At 41.6% G+C, this 18,826-nt stretch carries 19 protein-coding genes, 1 pseudogene and 1 riboswitch; of the genes and pseudogenes, 10 read left to right on the plus strand and 10 right to left on the minus strand.

What is annotated here, in order from left to right:
• Positions 1-2: 2 nt before the first annotated feature.
• Positions 3-1,649, minus strand: a complete 1,647-nt coding sequence (locus tag ES017_RS11025; protein WP_021095755.1) for an L-lactate permease — start codon at positions 1,647-1,649, stop codon at positions 3-5.
• Between the two features lie 157 nt (positions 1,650-1,806).
• Between ES017_RS11025 and ES017_RS11030 the strand changes: the two genes are divergently transcribed.
• On the plus strand, positions 1,807-2,475 hold the full coding sequence (locus ES017_RS11030) for an SDR family NAD(P)-dependent oxidoreductase (protein WP_021095754.1): 669 nt from the start codon (positions 1,807-1,809) through the stop codon (positions 2,473-2,475).
• Between the two features lie 6 nt (positions 2,476-2,481).
• On the opposite strand, the gene recX is transcribed toward ES017_RS11030, so the two are convergent.
• Positions 2,482-3,282 carry a recombination regulator RecX gene (gene recX / locus ES017_RS11035; RefSeq protein ID WP_021095753.1) on the minus strand — a complete coding sequence of 267 codons (801 nt, stop codon included), beginning with the start codon at positions 3,280-3,282 and terminating at the stop codon, positions 2,482-2,484.
• Between the two features lie 68 nt (positions 3,283-3,350).
• Here recX and ES017_RS11040 point away from each other — a divergent pair, with 68 nt between their 5' ends.
• The 5 genes from ES017_RS11040 (at position 3,351) to ES017_RS11060 (ending at position 6,716) form a co-directional block, all read left to right on the plus strand.
• On the plus strand, positions 3,351-4,259 hold the full coding sequence (locus ES017_RS11040) for a TIGR01777 family oxidoreductase (protein ID WP_075039569.1): 909 nt from the start codon (positions 3,351-3,353) through the stop codon (positions 4,257-4,259).
• Positions 4,260-4,300: 41 nt separating this feature from the next.
• Positions 4,301-5,428: an amidohydrolase gene (locus ES017_RS11045; protein ID WP_042536101.1), complete on the plus strand. Its 1,128-nt coding sequence runs from the start codon at positions 4,301-4,303 to the stop codon at positions 5,426-5,428.
• A 243-nt stretch (positions 5,429-5,671) separates the two neighbouring features.
• Positions 5,672-6,229, plus strand: coding sequence for a GNAT family N-acetyltransferase (locus tag ES017_RS11050; protein WP_042536102.1), 558 nt, complete (start codon positions 5,672-5,674; stop codon positions 6,227-6,229).
• Positions 6,230-6,324: 95 nt separating this feature from the next.
• Positions 6,325-6,453: a YfhE family protein gene (locus ES017_RS11055; RefSeq protein ID WP_075039570.1), complete on the plus strand. Its 129-nt coding sequence runs from the start codon at positions 6,325-6,327 to the stop codon at positions 6,451-6,453.
• A gap of 74 nt (positions 6,454-6,527) precedes the next feature.
• Positions 6,528-6,716 (plus strand): YfhD family protein, encoded by a 189-nt coding sequence (locus ES017_RS11060; RefSeq protein ID WP_075039571.1) that lies wholly within the window; start codon positions 6,528-6,530, stop codon positions 6,714-6,716.
• Between the two features lie 45 nt (positions 6,717-6,761).
• Here ES017_RS11060 and ES017_RS11065 read toward each other — a convergent pair whose 3' ends face one another.
• Positions 6,762-8,453, minus strand: a complete 1,692-nt coding sequence (locus tag ES017_RS11065; RefSeq protein ID WP_075039572.1) for a methyl-accepting chemotaxis protein — start codon at positions 8,451-8,453, stop codon at positions 6,762-6,764.
• A 104-nt stretch (positions 8,454-8,557) separates the two neighbouring features.
• A riboswitch (cyclic di-GMP riboswitch) is annotated at positions 8,558-8,645 on the minus strand.
• Between the two features lie 236 nt (positions 8,646-8,881).
• On the opposite strand from ES017_RS11065, the gene adhP reads away from it, so the two are divergent.
• On the plus strand, positions 8,882-9,895 hold the full coding sequence (gene adhP, locus ES017_RS11070; RefSeq protein WP_075039573.1) for an alcohol dehydrogenase AdhP: 1,014 nt from the start codon (positions 8,882-8,884) through the stop codon (positions 9,893-9,895).
• A gap of 242 nt (positions 9,896-10,137) precedes the next feature.
• On the opposite strand, the gene ES017_RS11075 is transcribed toward adhP, so the two are convergent.
• From ES017_RS11075 to ES017_RS11085, 3 genes and pseudogenes are all read right to left on the minus strand, one after another.
• Complete coding sequence (locus ES017_RS11075) at positions 10,138-11,583, minus strand: protein adenylyltransferase SelO (protein ID WP_075039574.1); 1,446 nt, start codon at positions 11,581-11,583, stop codon at positions 10,138-10,140.
• A gap of 329 nt (positions 11,584-11,912) precedes the next feature.
• On the minus strand, positions 11,913-12,449 hold the full coding sequence (locus ES017_RS11080) for a hypothetical protein (RefSeq protein ID WP_075039575.1): 537 nt from the start codon (positions 12,447-12,449) through the stop codon (positions 11,913-11,915).
• 145 nt (positions 12,450-12,594) lie between these two features.
• Positions 12,595-13,713: pseudogene (locus ES017_RS11085) on the minus strand (type I restriction endonuclease subunit R); the annotation flags it as partial.
• Between the two features lie 137 nt (positions 13,714-13,850).
• Here ES017_RS11085 and ES017_RS11090 point away from each other — a divergent pair.
• The 3 genes from ES017_RS11090 to ES017_RS11100 all read left to right on the plus strand — a co-directional run bounded on the left by ES017_RS11090 (position 13,851) and on the right by ES017_RS11100 (position 15,408).
• The gene (locus ES017_RS11090) at positions 13,851-14,435 is read left to right on the plus strand and encodes a ComF family protein (protein WP_042535677.1); all 585 of its coding nucleotides are present in this window, start codon (positions 13,851-13,853) and stop codon (positions 14,433-14,435) included.
• 6 nt (positions 14,436-14,441) lie between these two features.
• Positions 14,442-14,969, plus strand: coding sequence for a hypothetical protein (locus tag ES017_RS11095; RefSeq protein WP_021093964.1), 528 nt, complete (start codon positions 14,442-14,444; stop codon positions 14,967-14,969).
• 259 nt (positions 14,970-15,228) lie between these two features.
• A complete protein-coding gene (locus tag ES017_RS11100; protein ID WP_021093963.1) occupies positions 15,229-15,408 on the plus strand; it encodes a hypothetical protein in 180 nt (59 codons plus the stop codon).
• A gap of 50 nt (positions 15,409-15,458) precedes the next feature.
• Here the strand turns inward: ES017_RS11100 and ES017_RS11105 are convergent, their stop codons facing one another.
• From ES017_RS11105 to pdaA, 4 genes are read right to left on the minus strand one after another with little or no spacing between them, the layout of a single operon-like run.
• Positions 15,459-15,728 carry a hypothetical protein gene (locus ES017_RS11105; RefSeq protein ID WP_021093962.1) on the minus strand — a complete coding sequence of 90 codons (270 nt, stop codon included), beginning with the start codon at positions 15,726-15,728 and terminating at the stop codon, positions 15,459-15,461.
• Positions 15,721-17,094 (minus strand): 23S rRNA (uracil(1939)-C(5))-methyltransferase RlmD, encoded by a 1,374-nt coding sequence (gene rlmD, locus ES017_RS11110; protein WP_021093961.1) that lies wholly within the window; start codon positions 17,092-17,094, stop codon positions 15,721-15,723. The genes ES017_RS11105 and rlmD overlap by 8 nt, the downstream gene beginning before the upstream one ends.
• 11 nt (positions 17,095-17,105) lie before the next feature.
• On the minus strand, positions 17,106-17,942 hold the full coding sequence (locus ES017_RS11115; RefSeq protein ID WP_021093960.1) for a DNA-3-methyladenine glycosylase family protein: 837 nt from the start codon (positions 17,940-17,942) through the stop codon (positions 17,106-17,108).
• A 52-nt stretch (positions 17,943-17,994) separates the two neighbouring features.
• Positions 17,995-18,825, minus strand: a complete 831-nt coding sequence (pdaA, locus tag ES017_RS11120) for a delta-lactam-biosynthetic de-N-acetylase (RefSeq protein ID WP_021093959.1) — start codon at positions 18,823-18,825, stop codon at positions 17,995-17,997.
• Position 18,826 lies beyond the last annotated feature (1 nt).

The raw sequence follows: 18,826 nt of genomic DNA on the forward strand, positions 1-18,826 counted from the left end.
AGCTAAAATACATAGATCAAGAGAAGGCTAAATATTCCAGTCATCAATACGTAATAAAGCATCGGGATGAGCGTCATACGAATGATCGTTCCTTCTTTCCCAGCTAGACCAACAACGGAAGCCGCTGCAACAACGTTTAATACACAAACCATGTTACCTGCATTCGCCCCTAACATTTGGCCAGCGATGACGATATGATGAGGCACTTGAATTTGATCAGCAATGCTAAATTGGAATAAAGAAAACATCATATTACTAAACGTCGCACTACCGGAAATAAACGAACCAAGGGCCCCAATCAAAGGAGCAACTAACGGCCAAGCAGCCCCTACTCCCCCGGCGACCATCGACGCTAACTCAATTGGCATACTAGCAAGCCCTGCATCGTTTACACCAGAGTTAATAAAAATGCGAACCATCGGCACAGCTGTTCCGAGTGCAATGGCGCTACCGATCAGCGTATATGCCGATTCTTTCATCGTCGCCACGACATCTTCTCGCTTCATTTTATGCATAAAAATCGTAATAAAGATGACGACAAGGAAAATCGTTCCCGGCAAATATAACGGTTCAATCGATGTGCTAATGTTTGTTCCTAAAATGTTGTTGAACTGTATTTTCACAGAACGTAACCATGCTTTTAGCGGCAAGTTTTGCAAACGTGTCAACACTAAAATAAGCGCCACAAGAACATACGGCATCCATGCAAGTAAAAGTGGCATTTCATTTTTTTGTACGTTCGCGACATGTTGTATTCCATCTGTTTTCTTAAAATCCCATGGCTCTTTTGGCAATAAAAATCCTTTTTTCGCTGCCGGGACAACGATCGCTAAACCAATTAACCCACCGATCATGGACGGGAACTCTGGTCCGAGAAAAGAAGCAACGAGAAATGCTGGAAGTGTAAAGCTAAGCCCCGCAAATAAAGCAAACTTCCAAATTTCAAATCCTTCTTTCCACGAACGATTTTCTCCAAAAAAGCGCGTTAAAATAAGCACTAAAATAAGCGGAATGAACGTACCGATTACAATGTCAAATGACACTGCTTGTTTTGCGAGCGTTTGAAGAAACGTAGATAAATCGGCTGTGCCGATCACTTGTTGCACTTGTTGGGCAACAGAATTTCCTTCGCGAAGCCCTTGGTCTACCCCGACAATAATCGGTGTTCCGACTGCACCGAACGAAACAGGGCTACTATCTGCGACAAGGGCAACGACAACCGCAGCAAGTGGCGGAAACCCTAAAGCAACAAGAAGTGGAGCCCCGATGGCTGCAGGCGTTCCAAATCCTGCTGCCCCTTCAATAAACGCACCAAACAACCATGCGATAATGATAACTTGCACACGCCGGTCGCGCGTAATGCCTAAAAATCCGCTTCGAATCGTATCCATCGCTCCACTTTTCGTCAACGTATTTAACAACAAAATCGCACCGAAAATAATCCATAAAATTGAAATAGCTACAATAACACCTTCAATCGTTGCAGCTGCCACTTGAATGCCGGGCATTTTCCAAACAAATAATGATAAAATAACAGTAATAAGAAAACTAATCGGCATCGCTTTTGCCGCCGGTAAACGCAGTAAAACGAGAAAAAGAAAGACAGCCAATACCGGTGTAGAAGCTGTAATCACTTGTAAAAAGCTCATATTGTTCCCCTTTCTTTTTTGTAATATAATGACATAAGACATTATACCATATGTTTGTGCATATATTCACAATGACATTTGACTACTTCTTGACAACTGCTTATGTATACGTTTTCCATATTGTTGTGAATATATGATATACGAAAGGATGAAAGTAATGGAAAGTATCATCATCACAGGGGCTGGAACGGGTCTCGGAAAAGAACTTGCCCTTTTATATGCACAACGAGGGTACGAAATCATTTTAGTCGGGAGAAGAAAGGAGCCACTACAATCTGTCCAAAAACAAATCGAATCTTTTAGAGGAAAAGCAGTCGCTTTTTCTCTTGATATTACAAATAATGAACAAGTGCATAAAGCGGCTGAAACGCTTTGTCAGAAGCATAACGTAACAATGCTCATTAACAATGCGGGTGTCGGTCATTTCGGACCGCTTGAGCAAATGACGGAGCAACATATTCACGAAATGATCGACATTAACGTCAAAGGCACAATATATATGACAAAAGCGTTTCTTCCGTATTTTAAGACGTTGCAGGAAGCAAGTATTATGAACATTATTTCGACGGCTGGTTTGCGCGGCAAAGTAAACGAAAGTGTATATGTCGCAAGTAAATTTGCTGTGCGCGGATTTAGCGAAAGTCTTGTAAAGGAGCTTGCGGGAACGAACGTTGCCGTCACCGCTGTATATATGGGTGGGATGAACACACCTTTTTGGGACGATTGCAACCATATTCAAGATCGCTCTCGTCTTCGTTCTCCTAAACAAGTAGCGGAAACGATCGTAAATGAATACAAACGTCAACCAGAAATAATCGTTGAATAGGAGGAATTAATCCTCCTTTTTCTTTTCCAAAAATTTCTCAATTAACGAAATCGGAAACCCTTTTCGGTATAGTGCTTGTTTCATTTTTTGTTCGTACGTATAACGGTCATATGTTTCATAGCGACGATGTGCCTTTTCTCCATGATATACGAGCGCTTCCCATTGTTCTTCATCGTTTAAAGTGATCTGTTGCTTTACTCTCTCAATGATATGGGCAGGAAAACCTTTCATATGCAGCAGTTGCGCTATATACGCTTTTTGTTCTTGATATGATCGTTTTTTTGATTGTTTATTTACTTTTTCAACCCACTTCATCGCTTTATCCTGTTGCATCTCTTCCGTATAACGCTCCATCGCTTTCGCAATCGTATCTTCACATATTCCTTTATCTATCAGTTCTTTATAAATAACATAAGGCCCTTTCATCGTCGTATTTACTTGCGTTTGTACGTACGCATGTGCAAATTGTTCATCGTCTATATATCGCTCATTTTGTAGCTTCCCCATTACTCGTTCGATCGTCCCATGATCTACTCCTTTTTTTTCTAAATGATCCATAACTTCTTGTTTCGAACGCATACGGTAAGCTAAAAAACGAAGCGCCATCTTATATGCTTGTGTTTCGTCATCTTTTTTTATCATTTCCATCCATTGCTTTTCTGTTATTGTCATTCCTTTTTTCAGCCGATACTCAATCAATACGTCTTGATCAACAGAAACGAGTTGTTTCTCTCCATCTTCTTTGACAAGATGGACGTAAAAACGTTCAGCATTTTTTTTATCTACTTCAATTTTTTCAATTCGCATCGTTGAACACACCTTTTCTTTCTTTTTCTTTTAAAAAAACGCATAATATAAGGAAAGGAGGGAAAATAATGAATATTTTAATTGCTGGAGGAACCGGATTTGTCGGTAAAGCATTGACGACATATTTTACACGAAATGGCCATCATATGTATATATTAACGCGAAACGCTCAAAAACGGGAGAACGATCCGTATGTTCACTATGTGCAATGGCTAACGGACGGGGCGAATCCTATCGAACAATTGCCTTCGATCGATGTTATCATTAATCTAGCTGGTGAATCGATTAATAGTGGACGGTGGAACGAAGCGAGAAAGCGAACCATTGTAGAAAGTCGATTACAAGCAACAAATGCGATATATGACCTTATCACCAATATGAAACAAATGCCAAACGTTGTCATTCAAGCGAGCGCCATTGGCATTTATGGCACATCGCTTGATCAGACGTTTACAGAGCGAAATGAAACGACAGGAACAGACTTTTTAGCTCAAACCGTAAAACGATGGGAAGAAGCTGGACGGCGCATGGAAGCGCTCGGCGTACGAACGGTGTTTATGCGTTTCGGCATTATTTTAGGAAGAGACGGTGGGGCTCTTCCACGCATCGTTCTTCCTTACAAATGGTTCATTGGTGGAACGATTGGCCACGGTAAACAATGGATGTCATGGGTGCATATAGAGGACATCGTTGGTGCTATCGATTTTGTTATTCGACACGAAAACGTATCAGGCCCGATTAACGTCACCGCTCCATATCCTGTAACGATGGAGCAGTTTGGAAAAACGGTGGCAAACATATTACATCGCCCACATTGGCTCTCTGTTCCATCCTTCGCTCTAAAAGTATTATTAGGGGAAATGAGCATGCTTGTGTTAGAAGGACAACGTGTCATCCCAGAAAAACTTCTTCAAGCAGGATATCATTTTTCATTTCCCACTATTGATCAAGCGCTAGCGAACATACTAAAATCGTGACGAATACACTATACGAAAAAGAAATAAAGGAGCTTCTTGGAATGAAAAGCATATTGCTCAAATACGGGATCGTATATCCAATTACTTCTCCTCCGATGAAGGGGGCAGATGTACGTATTGAAAACGGAAAAATCACACATATTGGTTATGATCTTCCTGTTCACGAAGGAACAGAAGTGATCGATGTATCAGGAAAATATGTTTTCCCTGGTTTCATTGATGTGCATACACATCTCGGTTTGTATGATGAAGGAACTGGATGGGCAGGTAACGATGCAAATGAAACGATTGAAACGATGACTCCTCATGTGCGTGCCATTGATAGCGTATATCCGCTCGATCCCGGCTTTCGAGATGCGATCGAACACGGCATTACGACGGTTCATATTATGCCTGGAAGCGCGAATGTCATCGGTGGAACGACGGCAGTCATTAAGACGTATGGGAAAAACGTCGAAAACATGATTATTAAACAACCAGCTGGCTTAAAAATCGCCCTTGGTGAAAACCCGAAACGAATGCATAGTCAAGGGAATAAAGAGTCGCTCACGCGCATGGGCATTATGGGAATGCTTCGCGAAACGTTTTACAACGCGAAATATAGCGATTGGCCGCACGATTTTCGCACGATCCCGATCATTCAAGCATTAAATCGTGAAATTCCGATTCGTGTTCACGCCCATCGCGCTGATGATATTTTATCCGCCATTCGCCTAGCCGACGAGTTTGGGCTTGATTTACGCATCGAACATTGTACAGAAGGACATTTAATCGCTGAGGAGCTACAAGGCCGAAACTTACAAGTGTCTGTCGGACCAACACTAACACGCCGTTCCAAAGTAGAACTAAAAAATAAAAGTTGGAAAACGTACAAAATTTTATGTGATGCAGGTGTTCATGTCTCTATTACTACAGACCATCCGTACACGCCAATTCAATATTTACACATTTGCGCTGCCATCGCTGTGCGCGAAGGGCTTGATGAACAAAAAGCGCTCGAAGGCATTACGATTTTACCAGCACGTAATTTAGGAGTAGACGACCGTGTCGGCAGCTTAGAGGTTGGAAAAGATGCCGATATTGTCGTTTGGAATTACCATCCGTTTCACTATATTGCAACCCCTATATTTACAATGATTAATGGGGAAATAATATACAAAAAAAATTAACAAAAAAACTATTTATTTTTTACACCGTTTCAAGTATGATATAAAAGGTTATATGCGAAATATACGTTCAAAACTATATATCGATGCGACAGTAAGGGAAGGCAAATGGTGCGCCACCAGCAATGTGCTGGTTCTAGTGGGTTCGATTCCCACCCCGAAATTTTTTGATTTGCATAAATTAAAAAATTTCGAGGGTGGCTCGTTCCCTATGGTCGACTGCCCTCGTGAATGGAGGGAGATTCGATGTTAAAAAAACGCGAACTACAAGATTGTCAAGCGTTATACGAGCTTATGGTGCACCCAGACGTCTTCCCTTTCGTGCGCCATAAAGCAAATTCATACGAAGAATTTTTGTTTATAACGAAGCAAACGATTGAAGCCGAAGAACGCGGTGAACTTATTTCGCGCACCATTTTAGATGAGTGGGGCAATCCGATTGGAACGATTAACTTATTTGACATTGAAGATGGTGCTGGTTTTTTAGGCACATGGCTTGGAAAGCCGTATCATGGGAAAGGTTACAATCAAATCGCAAAAGACGCCTTCTTTCATGAACTGTTTTACGAACGTTCCATCAACACGATCTTCATGCGCATTCGCAAAGTCAACGTCCGCTCCACAAAAGCCGCTGAAAAACTTCCTTACGTCACCCTTGCTAATGAAACGAGAAAGCAATTATGGGAAGCAATAAACCAAGGCGAAGATATATATAACTTATATGAAATTTCAAAGGACAACTATACGTTGTACGCGATGCGCCAACAAAAACTTGACGATGAACAACAGCGAAAAGAAGCATAACCTGTTCTGTGCGAACAGGTTTTTTTATTTGGATAATTTTTTATTTTTCTGTTCATAATGTTAACGTGACATTTTTATAAAAGCGAGGGATACATATGCCTGACAAAAAGAAACGTGAAAAAACAAAAAGTACGCTCTCTAGCGCACAAGAAGTGACATACGCCCGCGATTTCAAACGCGCGGACCAAGCCGGTGGGTTTACCGACAAACATGCTCGTCATTAACAACATTCTCCATTCATTTTTTCCATCGTTCATCACATGCTACTAACGAGATGAGCAAAGAGGAGGGAAAAGTGATGGGTCGTTCACGCGGTCAAAAAACGAGAGATAAAAACAAATCGACGATGCCTCAAGTACCAAAAACAATGAAATCAGACGGCTATGATGTAGAGTTTTCTACAGAATTGGCTGATCATGAAGATTTAGAGGCACAAGCACGCGCTGAAGCAGCTGGCATTCGCCAAAGCAAAAGAAGAAAATTCTAGATAAAAGAAAGGTGTCCCAACACAATGACGGGACACCTTTTCAAACTATACTTTAAACGTTGCGACAGCATTACGCAATTGCTCCGCCATTTCAGCTAACGATGTAGCGGCAGATGTCACTTCTTCACTTGAAGCAAGCTGCTCTTCAGAAGAAGCAGAAATTTCGGTCGTCCGTTCAACAAACCGTTTCGCAATAGACGATACTTCATCCATTGAAGCATGCACTTGATGGACGCCCGCTGACATTTGTTCTGAAATCGCTGATAGCTCTTGAATTTGTGCATTCACTTGTTCAATGGAACGCAAAATTTGCCCAAAAAACGTTCCAGTCTGTTCCACTAATTTTGTTCCTTGCTTCACTTCTTCCGTTCCTTTGCCGACAATTTGCACAACATAACCTGTATTTTGTTGAATCATCTCAATTAATTGCGCAATTTGATTTGCCGATTCGCGAGATTGCTCTGCGAGTTTACGCACTTCATCCGCCACAACCGCAAATCCTTTTCCGTGTTCTCCAGCACGTGCCGCTTCAATCGCTGCATTAAGTGCTAATAAATTCGTTTGTTCAGCAATACCGACGATGACGTCAACAATTTTTCCAATTTGGGCAGACTTCTCATTTAACTCTTTAATAACTACATTCGTTTCATTTGTTGATTCGTTAATCGTATTCATTTGCGTCACAACTTGTTGTAAATATTGCTGTCCAACAGTAGCTTGTTTTGTCGTTTCTGTTGCTGAGTTCGCCACGACGGTTGCTGTTTGAGCCATTCGCTCAATTCCTGCCGCCATTTCACCGATGGCTTGCGAACTCTCCTCCGCATGTTTCCCTTGCATTTCTGCTCCTTGGGCTACTTCTTGAATCGCTGTCGTCACTTCTTCTGTCGCTGCGCTTGCTTGTTCCGCGCTTGCCATTAATTCTTGAGCAGAAGCAGACACATGCTCAGTCGCTGTACTTACTTGTTGAATAAGTTGTTTCAAATTGTGAACCATTTGGTTAAACGCTTTGGCTAAATCCCCAATTTCATCACGATTTGCCACGTAAATATCATCAACAGACAAATCACCGTGTGCGATTTTTTCAGCATGTTCAGCAATTTGTTTAACAGGTCTGGAGATTTTTTCGCTAATATATAGTGCAATTGCGATGCTCACAAAAAAAGCGACACCGATTGTAATAAGCGTCATATATTTCATCTGTTTCGCTTGTTCGGACAATGTTTCGCTCATTTGGTATAAATGCTCCGCTTGAGCCGCGCGCGCTTGTTCCCCTGCCTCTGTCACTTCTAACGTAATCGCATTTCCTCGCTCTTTCATGATCCGTGAAATTTCATCCATTTGACCTTGCTTTTTAAATTCGATCGCTTGTTTCGCAATGTCGCGATACTCTTGTTCAGCTTTCACTAAACGGTCAACGGCCTGCTTTACTTTCCCCTCTAGCTGTAATGACTCCATTTTCTCTTGATTAGTCGAAAACTCGCTCGCTGCTTTCTCAAATGCCGTTAAACTTTCCGGCTTTCCATTAATTAAATACCCCCGTACAGCAATTTGTTCACGTAACATTGCATTTTGCATGTTTGTAACGAGCGTAATCCGTTCAAATCCTTTTTTCATCGCTTCTGAATATTGTTTATCAATCGTCTCTAGCCGATTATATGTAAACATACTTACAACAATAAACAATAATAAGACCGAAAGAAACGTCGCCACTAATTTTTTTCTTACCGTTACCTTCATGCTGTTTTCCTCCTCCTATGTTAATAAAAATAAAAGCTGCCCAAAAACAAATGTATAGGCAGCTATCGTTCGACAGTAAAACCTTCTTATCATTTCCTTATAAGAAGGGCAACTGGCTGGCATATCTATACAATAGACGTAGCCCCTATAGCTTTGCGCCCTACCCTTTCGAGTAGTTTGCCGATTATTCAATTTTTTACATTTTCATCTTAACACAAAAAATAGGAAAAAGGAAGTAGTGAGTTGTGATCAAAAGGGAAACATTTTACTTCGTCAAGACAAAAAACAAAAATTTACCTTTCTATCCAAAAAAATTTTACATTTTTTCGAACAGTTTGATTGTGATATTTTTAACAAATTTAATGCATGTTACATTAAATATGCATAGACCAAAAAATCCCTTTTCATTTAGAAGGAGGATTATAATTATGAAAGCTGCAGTTGTGGAACAATTTAAAGAACCATTACAAATTAAAGAAGTAGAAAAACCAACAATTTCATACGGAGAAGTGCTAGTGCGCATTAAAGCGTGTGGAGTATGTCATACAGACTTGCATGCCGCACATGGCGACTGGCCTGTGAAGCCAAAACTACCGCTCATTCCTGGACATGAGGGCGTCGGTGTCATCGAAGAAGTCGGACCTGGGGTGACGCACTTAAAAGTCGGGGATCGCGTCGGTATCCCTTGGCTTTATTCCGCTTGCGGCCATTGTGACTATTGCTTAAGCGGACAAGAAACATTATGTGAACATCAACAAAACGCTGGATATTCGGTTGACGGTGGTTATGCTGAATATTGTCGTGCTGCAGCTGATTATGTTGTGAAAATTCCTGATAACTTATCATTTGAAGAAGCTGCTCCAATTTTTTGCGCTGGCGTAACAACATATAAAGCTTTAAAAGTAACAGGCGCAAAACCTGGTGAATGGGTAGCCATTTACGGTATTGGTGGTCTCGGACACGTCGCTGTTCAATATGCGAAGGCGATGGGGCTAAACGTCGTTGCTGTCGATTTAGGCGATGAAAAACTTGAGTTAGCTAAACAGCTGGGAGCTGATCTTGTCGTCAATCCAAAACATGAAGACGCCGCGCAATGGATGAAAGAAAAAATTGGCGGCGTGCATGCAGCTGTCGTTACTGCTGTTTCGAAAGCAGCGTTCGAATCGGCCTATAAAGCGATTCGTCGCGGCGGCGCTTGCGTACTTGTCGGATTACCGCCAGAAGAAATGCCTGTACCGATTTTTGATACCGTTTTAAATGGAGTAAGGATTATCGGTTCAATCGTTGGTACGCGTAAAGACTTGCAAGAGGCACTTCAATTTGCGGCAGAAGGAAAAGTAAAAACAATTGTCGAAGTTCAACCGCTTGAAAACATTAACGATGTATTCGATCGTATGTTAAAAGGACAAATTAACGGTCGCGTTGTGTTAAAAGTAGATTAAGCAAAAGAAGGCGTCATGAAGGCGCCTTCTTATTTGATTTCAACTAAAATGAATAGAGCTATTTCTTCGTCGTATTGATCCGAAATGGAATGTAACAACATCCCTTTCCAATGAGAAAAGGGACGTTTTCTATGTTGTATATTAGTCATCGTGAAACAATTGAACGGACGTTTTTCAATCCGCTCGCATATGCCAAGCATCTCGCAGGATTTTAAAAAAGCTCAAGTGACCCTTGAGCTTTTCTACGTCCCACAAAACGTTTTATACGGTCGGTCAGACGGTGCTGGAGGCTTGGCATATTCTTCTTGTTCTTTCGTGTACGCATACGGATGTTTCAACACGTAAAGCAGTCGCTCCATGACCGTATCATCCCCATGCTCAACCGCTGCCGCAAGCGCTTCTTCAACGCGATAGTTGCGCGGAATGATGGCAGGATTGTGTTGTCGCATCCGTTCATACACTTCATCTTTCGTCACGTCTTGACGGACAATTCTTTGTTGCCAACGTATATGCCAGTCGCGAAACTCTTGTTCGCAAAACTCCCATTCATCTAGCGTCAACGCGCGAAACGTATTCGTATAATCAGAGCGATATGTGTACATAAGATGAAGCAACTCCCCAATCAGTCGCTTATCTTCCTCTTCTTCCGTACAAAGCCCAAGTTTTGCACGCATCCCTTGCAGCCAATACGTTTCATACAGCGTTGGAAATTGAGCGATTACTTTTTGCGCAAGTTCGATCGCTTTTTCTTCTACGTCATGTAAAAGCGGCAAAAGGCTTTCTGCAAAGCGTGCGATGTTCCACCCAGCAATGTACGGCTGATTGCCATATGCATAGCGACCTTGCGTATCAATTGAGCTAAACACCGTTGCTGGATCGTACACGTCCATAAACGCACACGGTCCGTAATCAATCGTCTCTCCGCTAATCGTCATATTATCGGTATTCATCACTCCATGAATAAACCCGACTAATTGCCATTTCGCAACAAGCGCTGCCTGCTTTTTCATCACTTCTTCAAGGAAAAAAAGATAGCGGTTTGGCGCATGTTCACCGTTCGGATAATGCCGCTTGATCGCATAATCCGCTAACGACTGTAACTCCTCTTTTGATAAAAAATGCGCCGCATATTGAAACGTTCCGACACGTAAATGGCTCGCTGCCACGCGCGTCAAAATCGCCCCTGGAAGTTCCGTTTCGCGCACGACGACTTCTCCTGTCGTTACAACAGCTAAACTTCTAGTCGTTGGGATACGAAGGGCGTGCATTGCCTCGCTAATGATATATTCACGAAGCATCGGCCCAAGCGCCGCACGTCCATCTCCCCCGCGCGAATATGGCGTCCGCCCCGCCCCTTTTAGTTGAATATCGACCCGTTCTCCGTTTGGCGTCACATGCTCACCAAGCAAAATGGCGCGACCATCGCCAAGCATATTAAAATGACCAAACTGATGCCCTGCATACGCCTGCGCTAACGGCTTCGCCCCTTCCGGAATACGATTTCCTGCAAACACCGCCACCCCTTCTTCGTCCGCTAACGCTTCCGCACATAACCTAAGCTCCTCCGCAAACGAACGATTGAGCACGACAAGCGCTGGATCACTGACAGGCGTCGGACGTATTTTCGTAAAAAACCGCTCGGGTAAACGAGCATAGCTATTGTCAAAGTTCCAGTTGGCGTTCAACATATTTCCCTCCTGCATGAAATGTTCCAGTCCGACACTTGTTCTTTTTTCACCGCTTCTCACTCCATACGCAAAAATGGTAGTTCTATTTATTTTTCAGTATACCCCATTTTCCTTCACAACGCTGCGGTGATGGATTGTTATGACAAAATGCATGAAAGTGTGAAGAGGTTCATGTCTATGATCATTCAAAAAGAAATGGAAATTATCGTTTTAGATCAATAGTAATCCCCAGAAGAACAAACAATGTGCTCTCTGGGGAGTGTGAGAATAACTCGAGCGTTTTTATATGTGTTTTAGTTTCGTCGTAATTCAATAAGGATAATACTGAGTTATCTTTTTGGTGAGTAATATCCTACAATAATCTCGGCTGCCTTTAAACGAATGTTTTTATCATTATCTTCAAGTAATTCTTCTAATACATGAATAGCTTTGTCTAAAGGAGTACGATTTACTTTATCCATATTAATTAATTCATGTTGAATCAAACCTTCAACAATGGAACGATGCTTTGTAATATTAGCAATTGTTCCCGGATATCGTAAGGATCCTCTAAGTTCGTCCGGCAATTCGCTCCGTAAAAGCGGCTTTTTATCGAAAAACCACTTTACTTTCCGCTGATGAGGATAGAATCCATCATTAGGTTTATCCACTTGCGGGTCATACATATAACTTGATGTTATTTCTCCAAAATAAACATCTCTTTTGTTATCATCTGGGACAATCACATAATCTCCCACATTCATCATGCATACAAACAAATTCACATTTCCAATCCCCTCAGCCCATCCCTCTCTTTCTAAAATGTCTTTTAATTCGTCGTAACTTTTTCCTGTTCCTTTGTTCTCATCTCGTTCACCTCGTTTCAAAAAGAGGGGCGTTCATGCCCCTCTTCCAGATAATCGCAAGATGCTATGCCCCTGCAATCTCTTCTGAATTTCGGTTAATTTCGTCAATAATGCTGATAATTTTACGTGCATCGTCTAAGTTGTCTTTAAACAAATCGACAACGCTTCCTATTCCTAATAAATCTTTACATAAACGAGTGCCCCGTCCAATCATTTGCCAAAACTTTGCTTTCGAACGCACTTTTTTGAAAAAAACAAGATTGACGACTTCTGGAATATCGACACCCGTGTCAAGCATGTCAACCGATACGGCAATTTGCGGTAATTTGTTTCGATCCGAAAAGTCATCAATTAACGTTTGGTAGTAGTTTACACTGTAATCAATGACGCGCGCAAAGCCACCTTTATATTCAGGGAACAATTGATCAAAGCGCTCGACAATCCGTTCCGCATGGCGGTGGTTTTTCGCAAAAATAATCGTTTTGCCGAGTTTGTCCCCGCCTTCGACGCGAATTCCTTTTTCCATTAAATCTCTCAGTACCGTATCAATCGTATCGTCGTTAAACAGCCATTCATTTAACGCGGCACTGTCAATATCCTCACCTACTTCATCGTCAAAGGTTTCTTCATATCGTTCTTTTTCTTCATCGGATAAGTCATCGTAACGAATGCCTTCTTCAAGAAACTTCAGGGTTGTTTCAATCGTCCGATAATCGACTAAATAGCCGTCTTTCACCGCTTGATCTAACTCATAGGCATAGGTCGGAACACCGTTTTCTAAATCAAACACTTCATACGTATTGCGGTCAATTTCGTCTTTTGGTGTGGCGGTCAGCCCAAGCAATATTGCGTCAAAATAGTCAAAAATCGCCCGATATTTTTTATAAATGCTGCGATGCGACTCATCGACGATAATTAAGTCAAAATGTCCGACGGTAAAGAGTCGTTTGCCGTCTTTTCGCTTCGCTTCGTCAATCGCGTTCATCATCGTCGGGTACGTCGAAAACACCATGCGGCTTTCCTCTGGATTATCTTTGTTGTCAAGCAAATTACATAGCGTTAAATTCGGAAGAAGGTGGCTAAAGTTATTTTTCGCTTGCGTGACAAGCGTTTTACGGTCTGCTAAAAACAAAATATTTTTTACCCAATTATGGCGCGTGAGCACATCGACAATCGCGATGGCTGTTCGCGTTTTGCCGCTTCCTGTCGCCATGACAAGCAACGCTTTGCGCTGTTTTTTCTCGAGCGCATCGCATACAGCTAACACCGCTTCTTTTTGATAGTAACATTTGACCTCTTCGCTCTTCCACAGCGTTAGGCAAACTTTCGATTTTCTTTTGCATATTTTTACAATAATATACAAGGAATTTGATAGCTATTGTCGAAGAAATATGCAAAGCGAGAAAGCGGGAGGGAACCTTGTTGCGCAAAATCAATCCTATTCGATTGATTGGTATTTGGAAAGAAGGATATGCCTTAGATTATCATTCAATTGCGAGCGAGTTCATCGGTATTGATGAATGGGGACACAATCGTTTTCAAACAACTAGAAGTTATTTAGGTGAGTTATTGTATCAATTTAAGTATAATCAAGATAGGGAGAAGTTAGCAGAAATAATGAACCTGATCACACAATTTATTTCTCGTTGGGATGCCTTAAAGGAAGTAGATGTAGTCCTCCCTGTTCCTCCATCTAATCGTAACAGAACATTTCAACCTGTTTTTGAACTAAGTAAACAGATTGCAGACTATTTACGTGTACCTTCATATAATGACATATTAGAAAAAACAAATACTGCACAAGCAAAAAATCTAAATAAATTTGATAAATCAGAAATATCAGGTTCGATTGTGCGAAAAAAAAGATTTTTAAAATTGGTCAATATATTAGTTGTAGACGACTTATACTCAAGTGGGACAACATTGCATGAAACTGTGAGAGTGTTAAAAACAGATGAGAATGTTAAAAATGTATACGTCCTTACAATAACAAAAACGAGAAGGTGAATTGAAATGAAGGTATTTGTCGCTGGCCCACGGGCAGTCTCCATTTTGAATAAACAAGTGAAAGAAAGGTTGTTCAACATTATAAACAACAATTTCACTGTTTTGGTCGGGGATGCGAATGGGGTAGATAAACAAGTTCAAAAGTTTTTACATTCGTTGAATTATCGAAATGTTAAAGTTTATGCAACAAATGGAAAGGCAAGAAATAATATTGGGCAATGGGAAGTAGAGAAGGTGGAGGTTGAACCACACAAAAAAGGATTTGATTATTACGCAGCCAAAGATATAGAGATGGCTAAAAACGCAGACTACGGCTTTATGATTTGGAACGGACAAAGTAAAGGAACATTGAATAACATCATTAATCTTACCAAGTTAAACAAAAAAGTATTAGTATACTTTATCCCTGCTAAACAATTTTACACGATTAAAGATGTGGATGACATTCAAATGATGATAAATATCGACAATGCCCCTGTTGTCGCTAAACTTCATGAGCTTATGCACAATTCAGAGCAGTTAAAGCTGTTTTAAATTTAATGCACAAAAAATAAAGGAGGACTGTCATGAAATTATGGTAATATGTTGAAAAAAATGTACGAATTGTATATAAAGACGGAGATGTGTTAGAAGGATATGTCCTCGATTACTGTGACGGTGAGGACAATGAGGATGGAATAGACAGTTTAGTGATTACAAACGAAAAAACAAAAAGGGAAGGCTACCTTTTAGGTGTATCGGAAAACGAAATAAAATCGATTACAATCCTTAACGAAAAGCGTGGGAGAGACAAATGATTGTCGAAGAATTGGATGTCATACGTCTAAAAGTCGGAACAGAAGCTACTGTTTTAGAAATTTTTCCGACAGAACCGAAATATTTTTGCCAACGCGTAGATGAAGACGATGATATGTTTTACGTTACCACAGATGAAATTGTTAAGATTACTTATAAATGTCGGAAAAACGAATGACACCATTCCATTATAGGGTAAAAACATAAAAAGCACGTAACCATGTTCGGTTATGTGCTTTGCAACATTTTATACTTCTCCAAAACAATTTTCCGTAGTTCTCCCTCCCCAATATAGCCATCGTCATCTTTTCTATGCAACGGATTCGGTTCATACCAGCCACAAGCTTCAGAAATATCATCGAGAGCATCAACATACTGCTCATCAATGTTTCCTTCATCAATATAAAAAAGGTATATGGAAGGAAATTCATAGGAAAACTGTTCCGCAGATAATTTACCGTTGAGATATTTTTCAATGCAATGCAATAATTCATTCATTATTTTTCACCCTCCTCACCAACTTCGCCACACTTTCGACATGCGCGGTGTGTGGGAAAAGGTCAAACGGTTGAATGTATTCGACACGGTATTGTTTCGCAAGTGTATCAATGTCGCGAGCAAGGCTTGATGGGTTACAGGAAACGTACACGACCGTTTTTGGTTTCACTTGTAAAATCGTTTTTAACAAGACGTTGTCGCAGCCTGTTCGCGGTGGGTCGACGACGATGACGTCCGGTTTCCAACCTTCTTTCACCCATTTTGGCAACAACGCTTCCGCTTTTCCGACCGCATATGTGACGTTTGTGAAGCCGTGACGTTTGGCATTTTGACGCGCATCGTCAATCGCTTCAGGGATCGTGTCCATGCCGCGCACTTCTTTCGCCTCGCGGGCAAGCCAAAGCCCGATTGTGCCGACGCCGCAATACGCATCGACGACGCGTTCGTTTTTCGTGAGCGCAGCTGCTTTTTTCACTTCGTCGTATAGCTTGACCGTTTGAATCGGATTGAGCTGGAAAAAAGCGCGGGCAGATAGTTCAAACGATAAGTCGCCAAGCACTTCTTGAATGTACGGTTCTCCTGCGAGAACGATCGTTTCGTCGCCAAAAATAAGCGACGTTTTTTGCCCGTTTATGTTTTGCGCGATTGATTTCACTTCTGGCAGCCGGCGCTTCACCTCTGCTACAAATAGTTCTTTGCGCGGAAATTCTTTCGTCGCTGTCACAATGACAAGTTGCACATCGCCTGTATAAAACCCAACGCGGGCAACGATTGTGCGCACAACGCCTGTTTTCTTTCGCTCGTGATAAATCGGAATACGCAAATCTTGTAAAATCGTTTTGACGACCGTTGTGACGCGGTTTGTGGCGTCATGTTGAATGAAGCAACGGTCAATGTCAATCAGTTCGTGCGAGTTCATGCTGTAAAGTCCAGCGATGACACGCCCTTTTTTCACTCCTGTTTGAAATTGGCTTTTGTTGCGATAATGCCACGGGTCGTCCATCCCAATCGTCGGACGAATATCGAGCGCTTCAATATTTAGTCGGCTATGGCGTTCCAGCGCTTGAATGACAATATCGCGCTTTGCTTCAAGCTGCGCGTTGTAGTCTAAATGTTGCAGTTGGCAGCCTCCACATTGGTCATATACAGGACAAGGCGGTTTGACACGGTGTGGGGATCGTTTACGAATGCGCACGATTTTTCCTTCCGCATACGTCGGGTATACGTTCGTCGCTTGAACGACGACTTCTTCTCCCGGAAGCGCTCCCGGAACGAACACGACTTGTTTTTTAAAATAACCGACTCCTTCCCCGTTAATGCCGAGCCGTTTAATTGTTAGTGGAAATTGTTGTCCTTGCTGTAGCATGATTCTCTCTCCTATTCAATACTTCGCCATAAATAAAATGTTGCGTAGCTTGCATACGGTTCCCACATTTGTCGAAATTCGTCCATTTCCTTTGCTGTCGGACGATGATCAAGCTGAAACCATCGTTCAATCGCTCGTTGCAAGCCAACATCTCCTTTCGGAAACACATTTGGACGACCTAAACCAAACAATAAAAAGTTTTGCACTGTCCACGGACCGATGCCGCGTATAGAAAGAAGCTGTTTCGCCACTTCTTCATCGGAAAGCGAATGCATCTCTTCTAAACGCAACTTCCCTTCTACAATAAGACGCGAAATATCAACAATATATTGTGCTTTTCGCTCGCTCAAAGATAAAGCGCGCAACTCGTCGTATGAAGCATTAGCGATTCGTTCTGGCCGAGGATATATGTATAAATCCCCGAGGCGTTCGCCGAATGTATGCACAAAACGTTCGGTGAGCCGATAAGCGACTTTCATATGAATTTGTTGGTGGATGATGCATTTGATTAAGCAAAAATATAAATCAAACTCCAATACAATCGGCGTTCCTTCGTGAGCGATAAATAAGTCTCGTAAATTGGTTTGCATAAAATGGTCGTGGATAGGGGCAAGTGACCTGTCCCAATGAAAAATGTGCGAAATGCGCGCAATCGCTTCTTCTTTATGCTGTTCGTTATCACACGACACAACGAACGATGGCTTCTCTTTTGTTCCGGTGCTTTTCACATATACAACAACCGGTGTTTCTTTTACATACAGCGGAACAGCGATTTCGTTATGTTGAATGCGTACAAGCGGATCACGTGCTAGCCGTTCACATACACGTGTAAAATCGTATGGGGTCATTAAACTTCACCTCTTTCCCCCATTGTATCAAAACAAATCCCTTTGCACATCGTCAAAGGGAAAAAAGCCAAGAAGGGACATTCATTTTTTCAAGCATGAAATCGTCTAAGCTTTTAAAAACGTATCCTTCTTTTCGCAAATCGTCAATGATTTTACCGAGCGCATCGGCATTGTCTTTAGACACTGTATGCAACAATATAATGGCACCGGGATGAATTTGTTTCATCACGTTGTTGTAAGCGTATTGCCATCCTTTTTGATCGTGAATGTGCCAATCGACGAACGCTAATGACCAAAAGACGTGATAATAGCCGAGTTCGCGTGCGACCGCAAGCGTCCGTTCATCAAAAATGCCGCGCGGAGGGCGGATGTAACGCATATGTTTTTGCCCCGTCAACAACTCTGTTTTTTTTCTAACCATTTCAAGCTCTTCGCGCAATTTTTCATCACTAACGGTCGTTAAATCAGGATGATGCCATGAATGGTTGCCAACAATATGCCCTTCGTTTACCATCCGTTTCACGAGATCCGGAGCAGATTGCAAATAATGGCCGGTCACAAAAAACGTAGCGGGAACTTTTTTTTGTTTGAGCACGTCTAAAATTTGTGCCGTATAACCATTTTCGTATCCGTTATCGAACGTTAAATAAATATATTTTTTTGTTGGATTACCTAAATAAAACGCATCGTATTTAGCAAGTAGTTCATCTAACTGTTTTCCTGCAGAAGGAGGGAGATGATTTTCACTTCGCTTAAATCCCCATGACATCGCTTCTATTTGACTAAACGGCAAACATAAAAAGAAGAGAAAGAAGATGATCGTTTTTTTCACTGCTTGCACCTCCATATTCATTTCAATGATAGGTTGTGCAAAAAGAAGCATA

The sequence above is a fragment of the Anoxybacillus sp. EFIL genome (assembly GCF_013096955.1).
Taxonomy (GTDB): domain Bacteria; phylum Bacillota; class Bacilli; order Bacillales; family Anoxybacillaceae; genus Anoxybacillus; species Anoxybacillus ayderensis.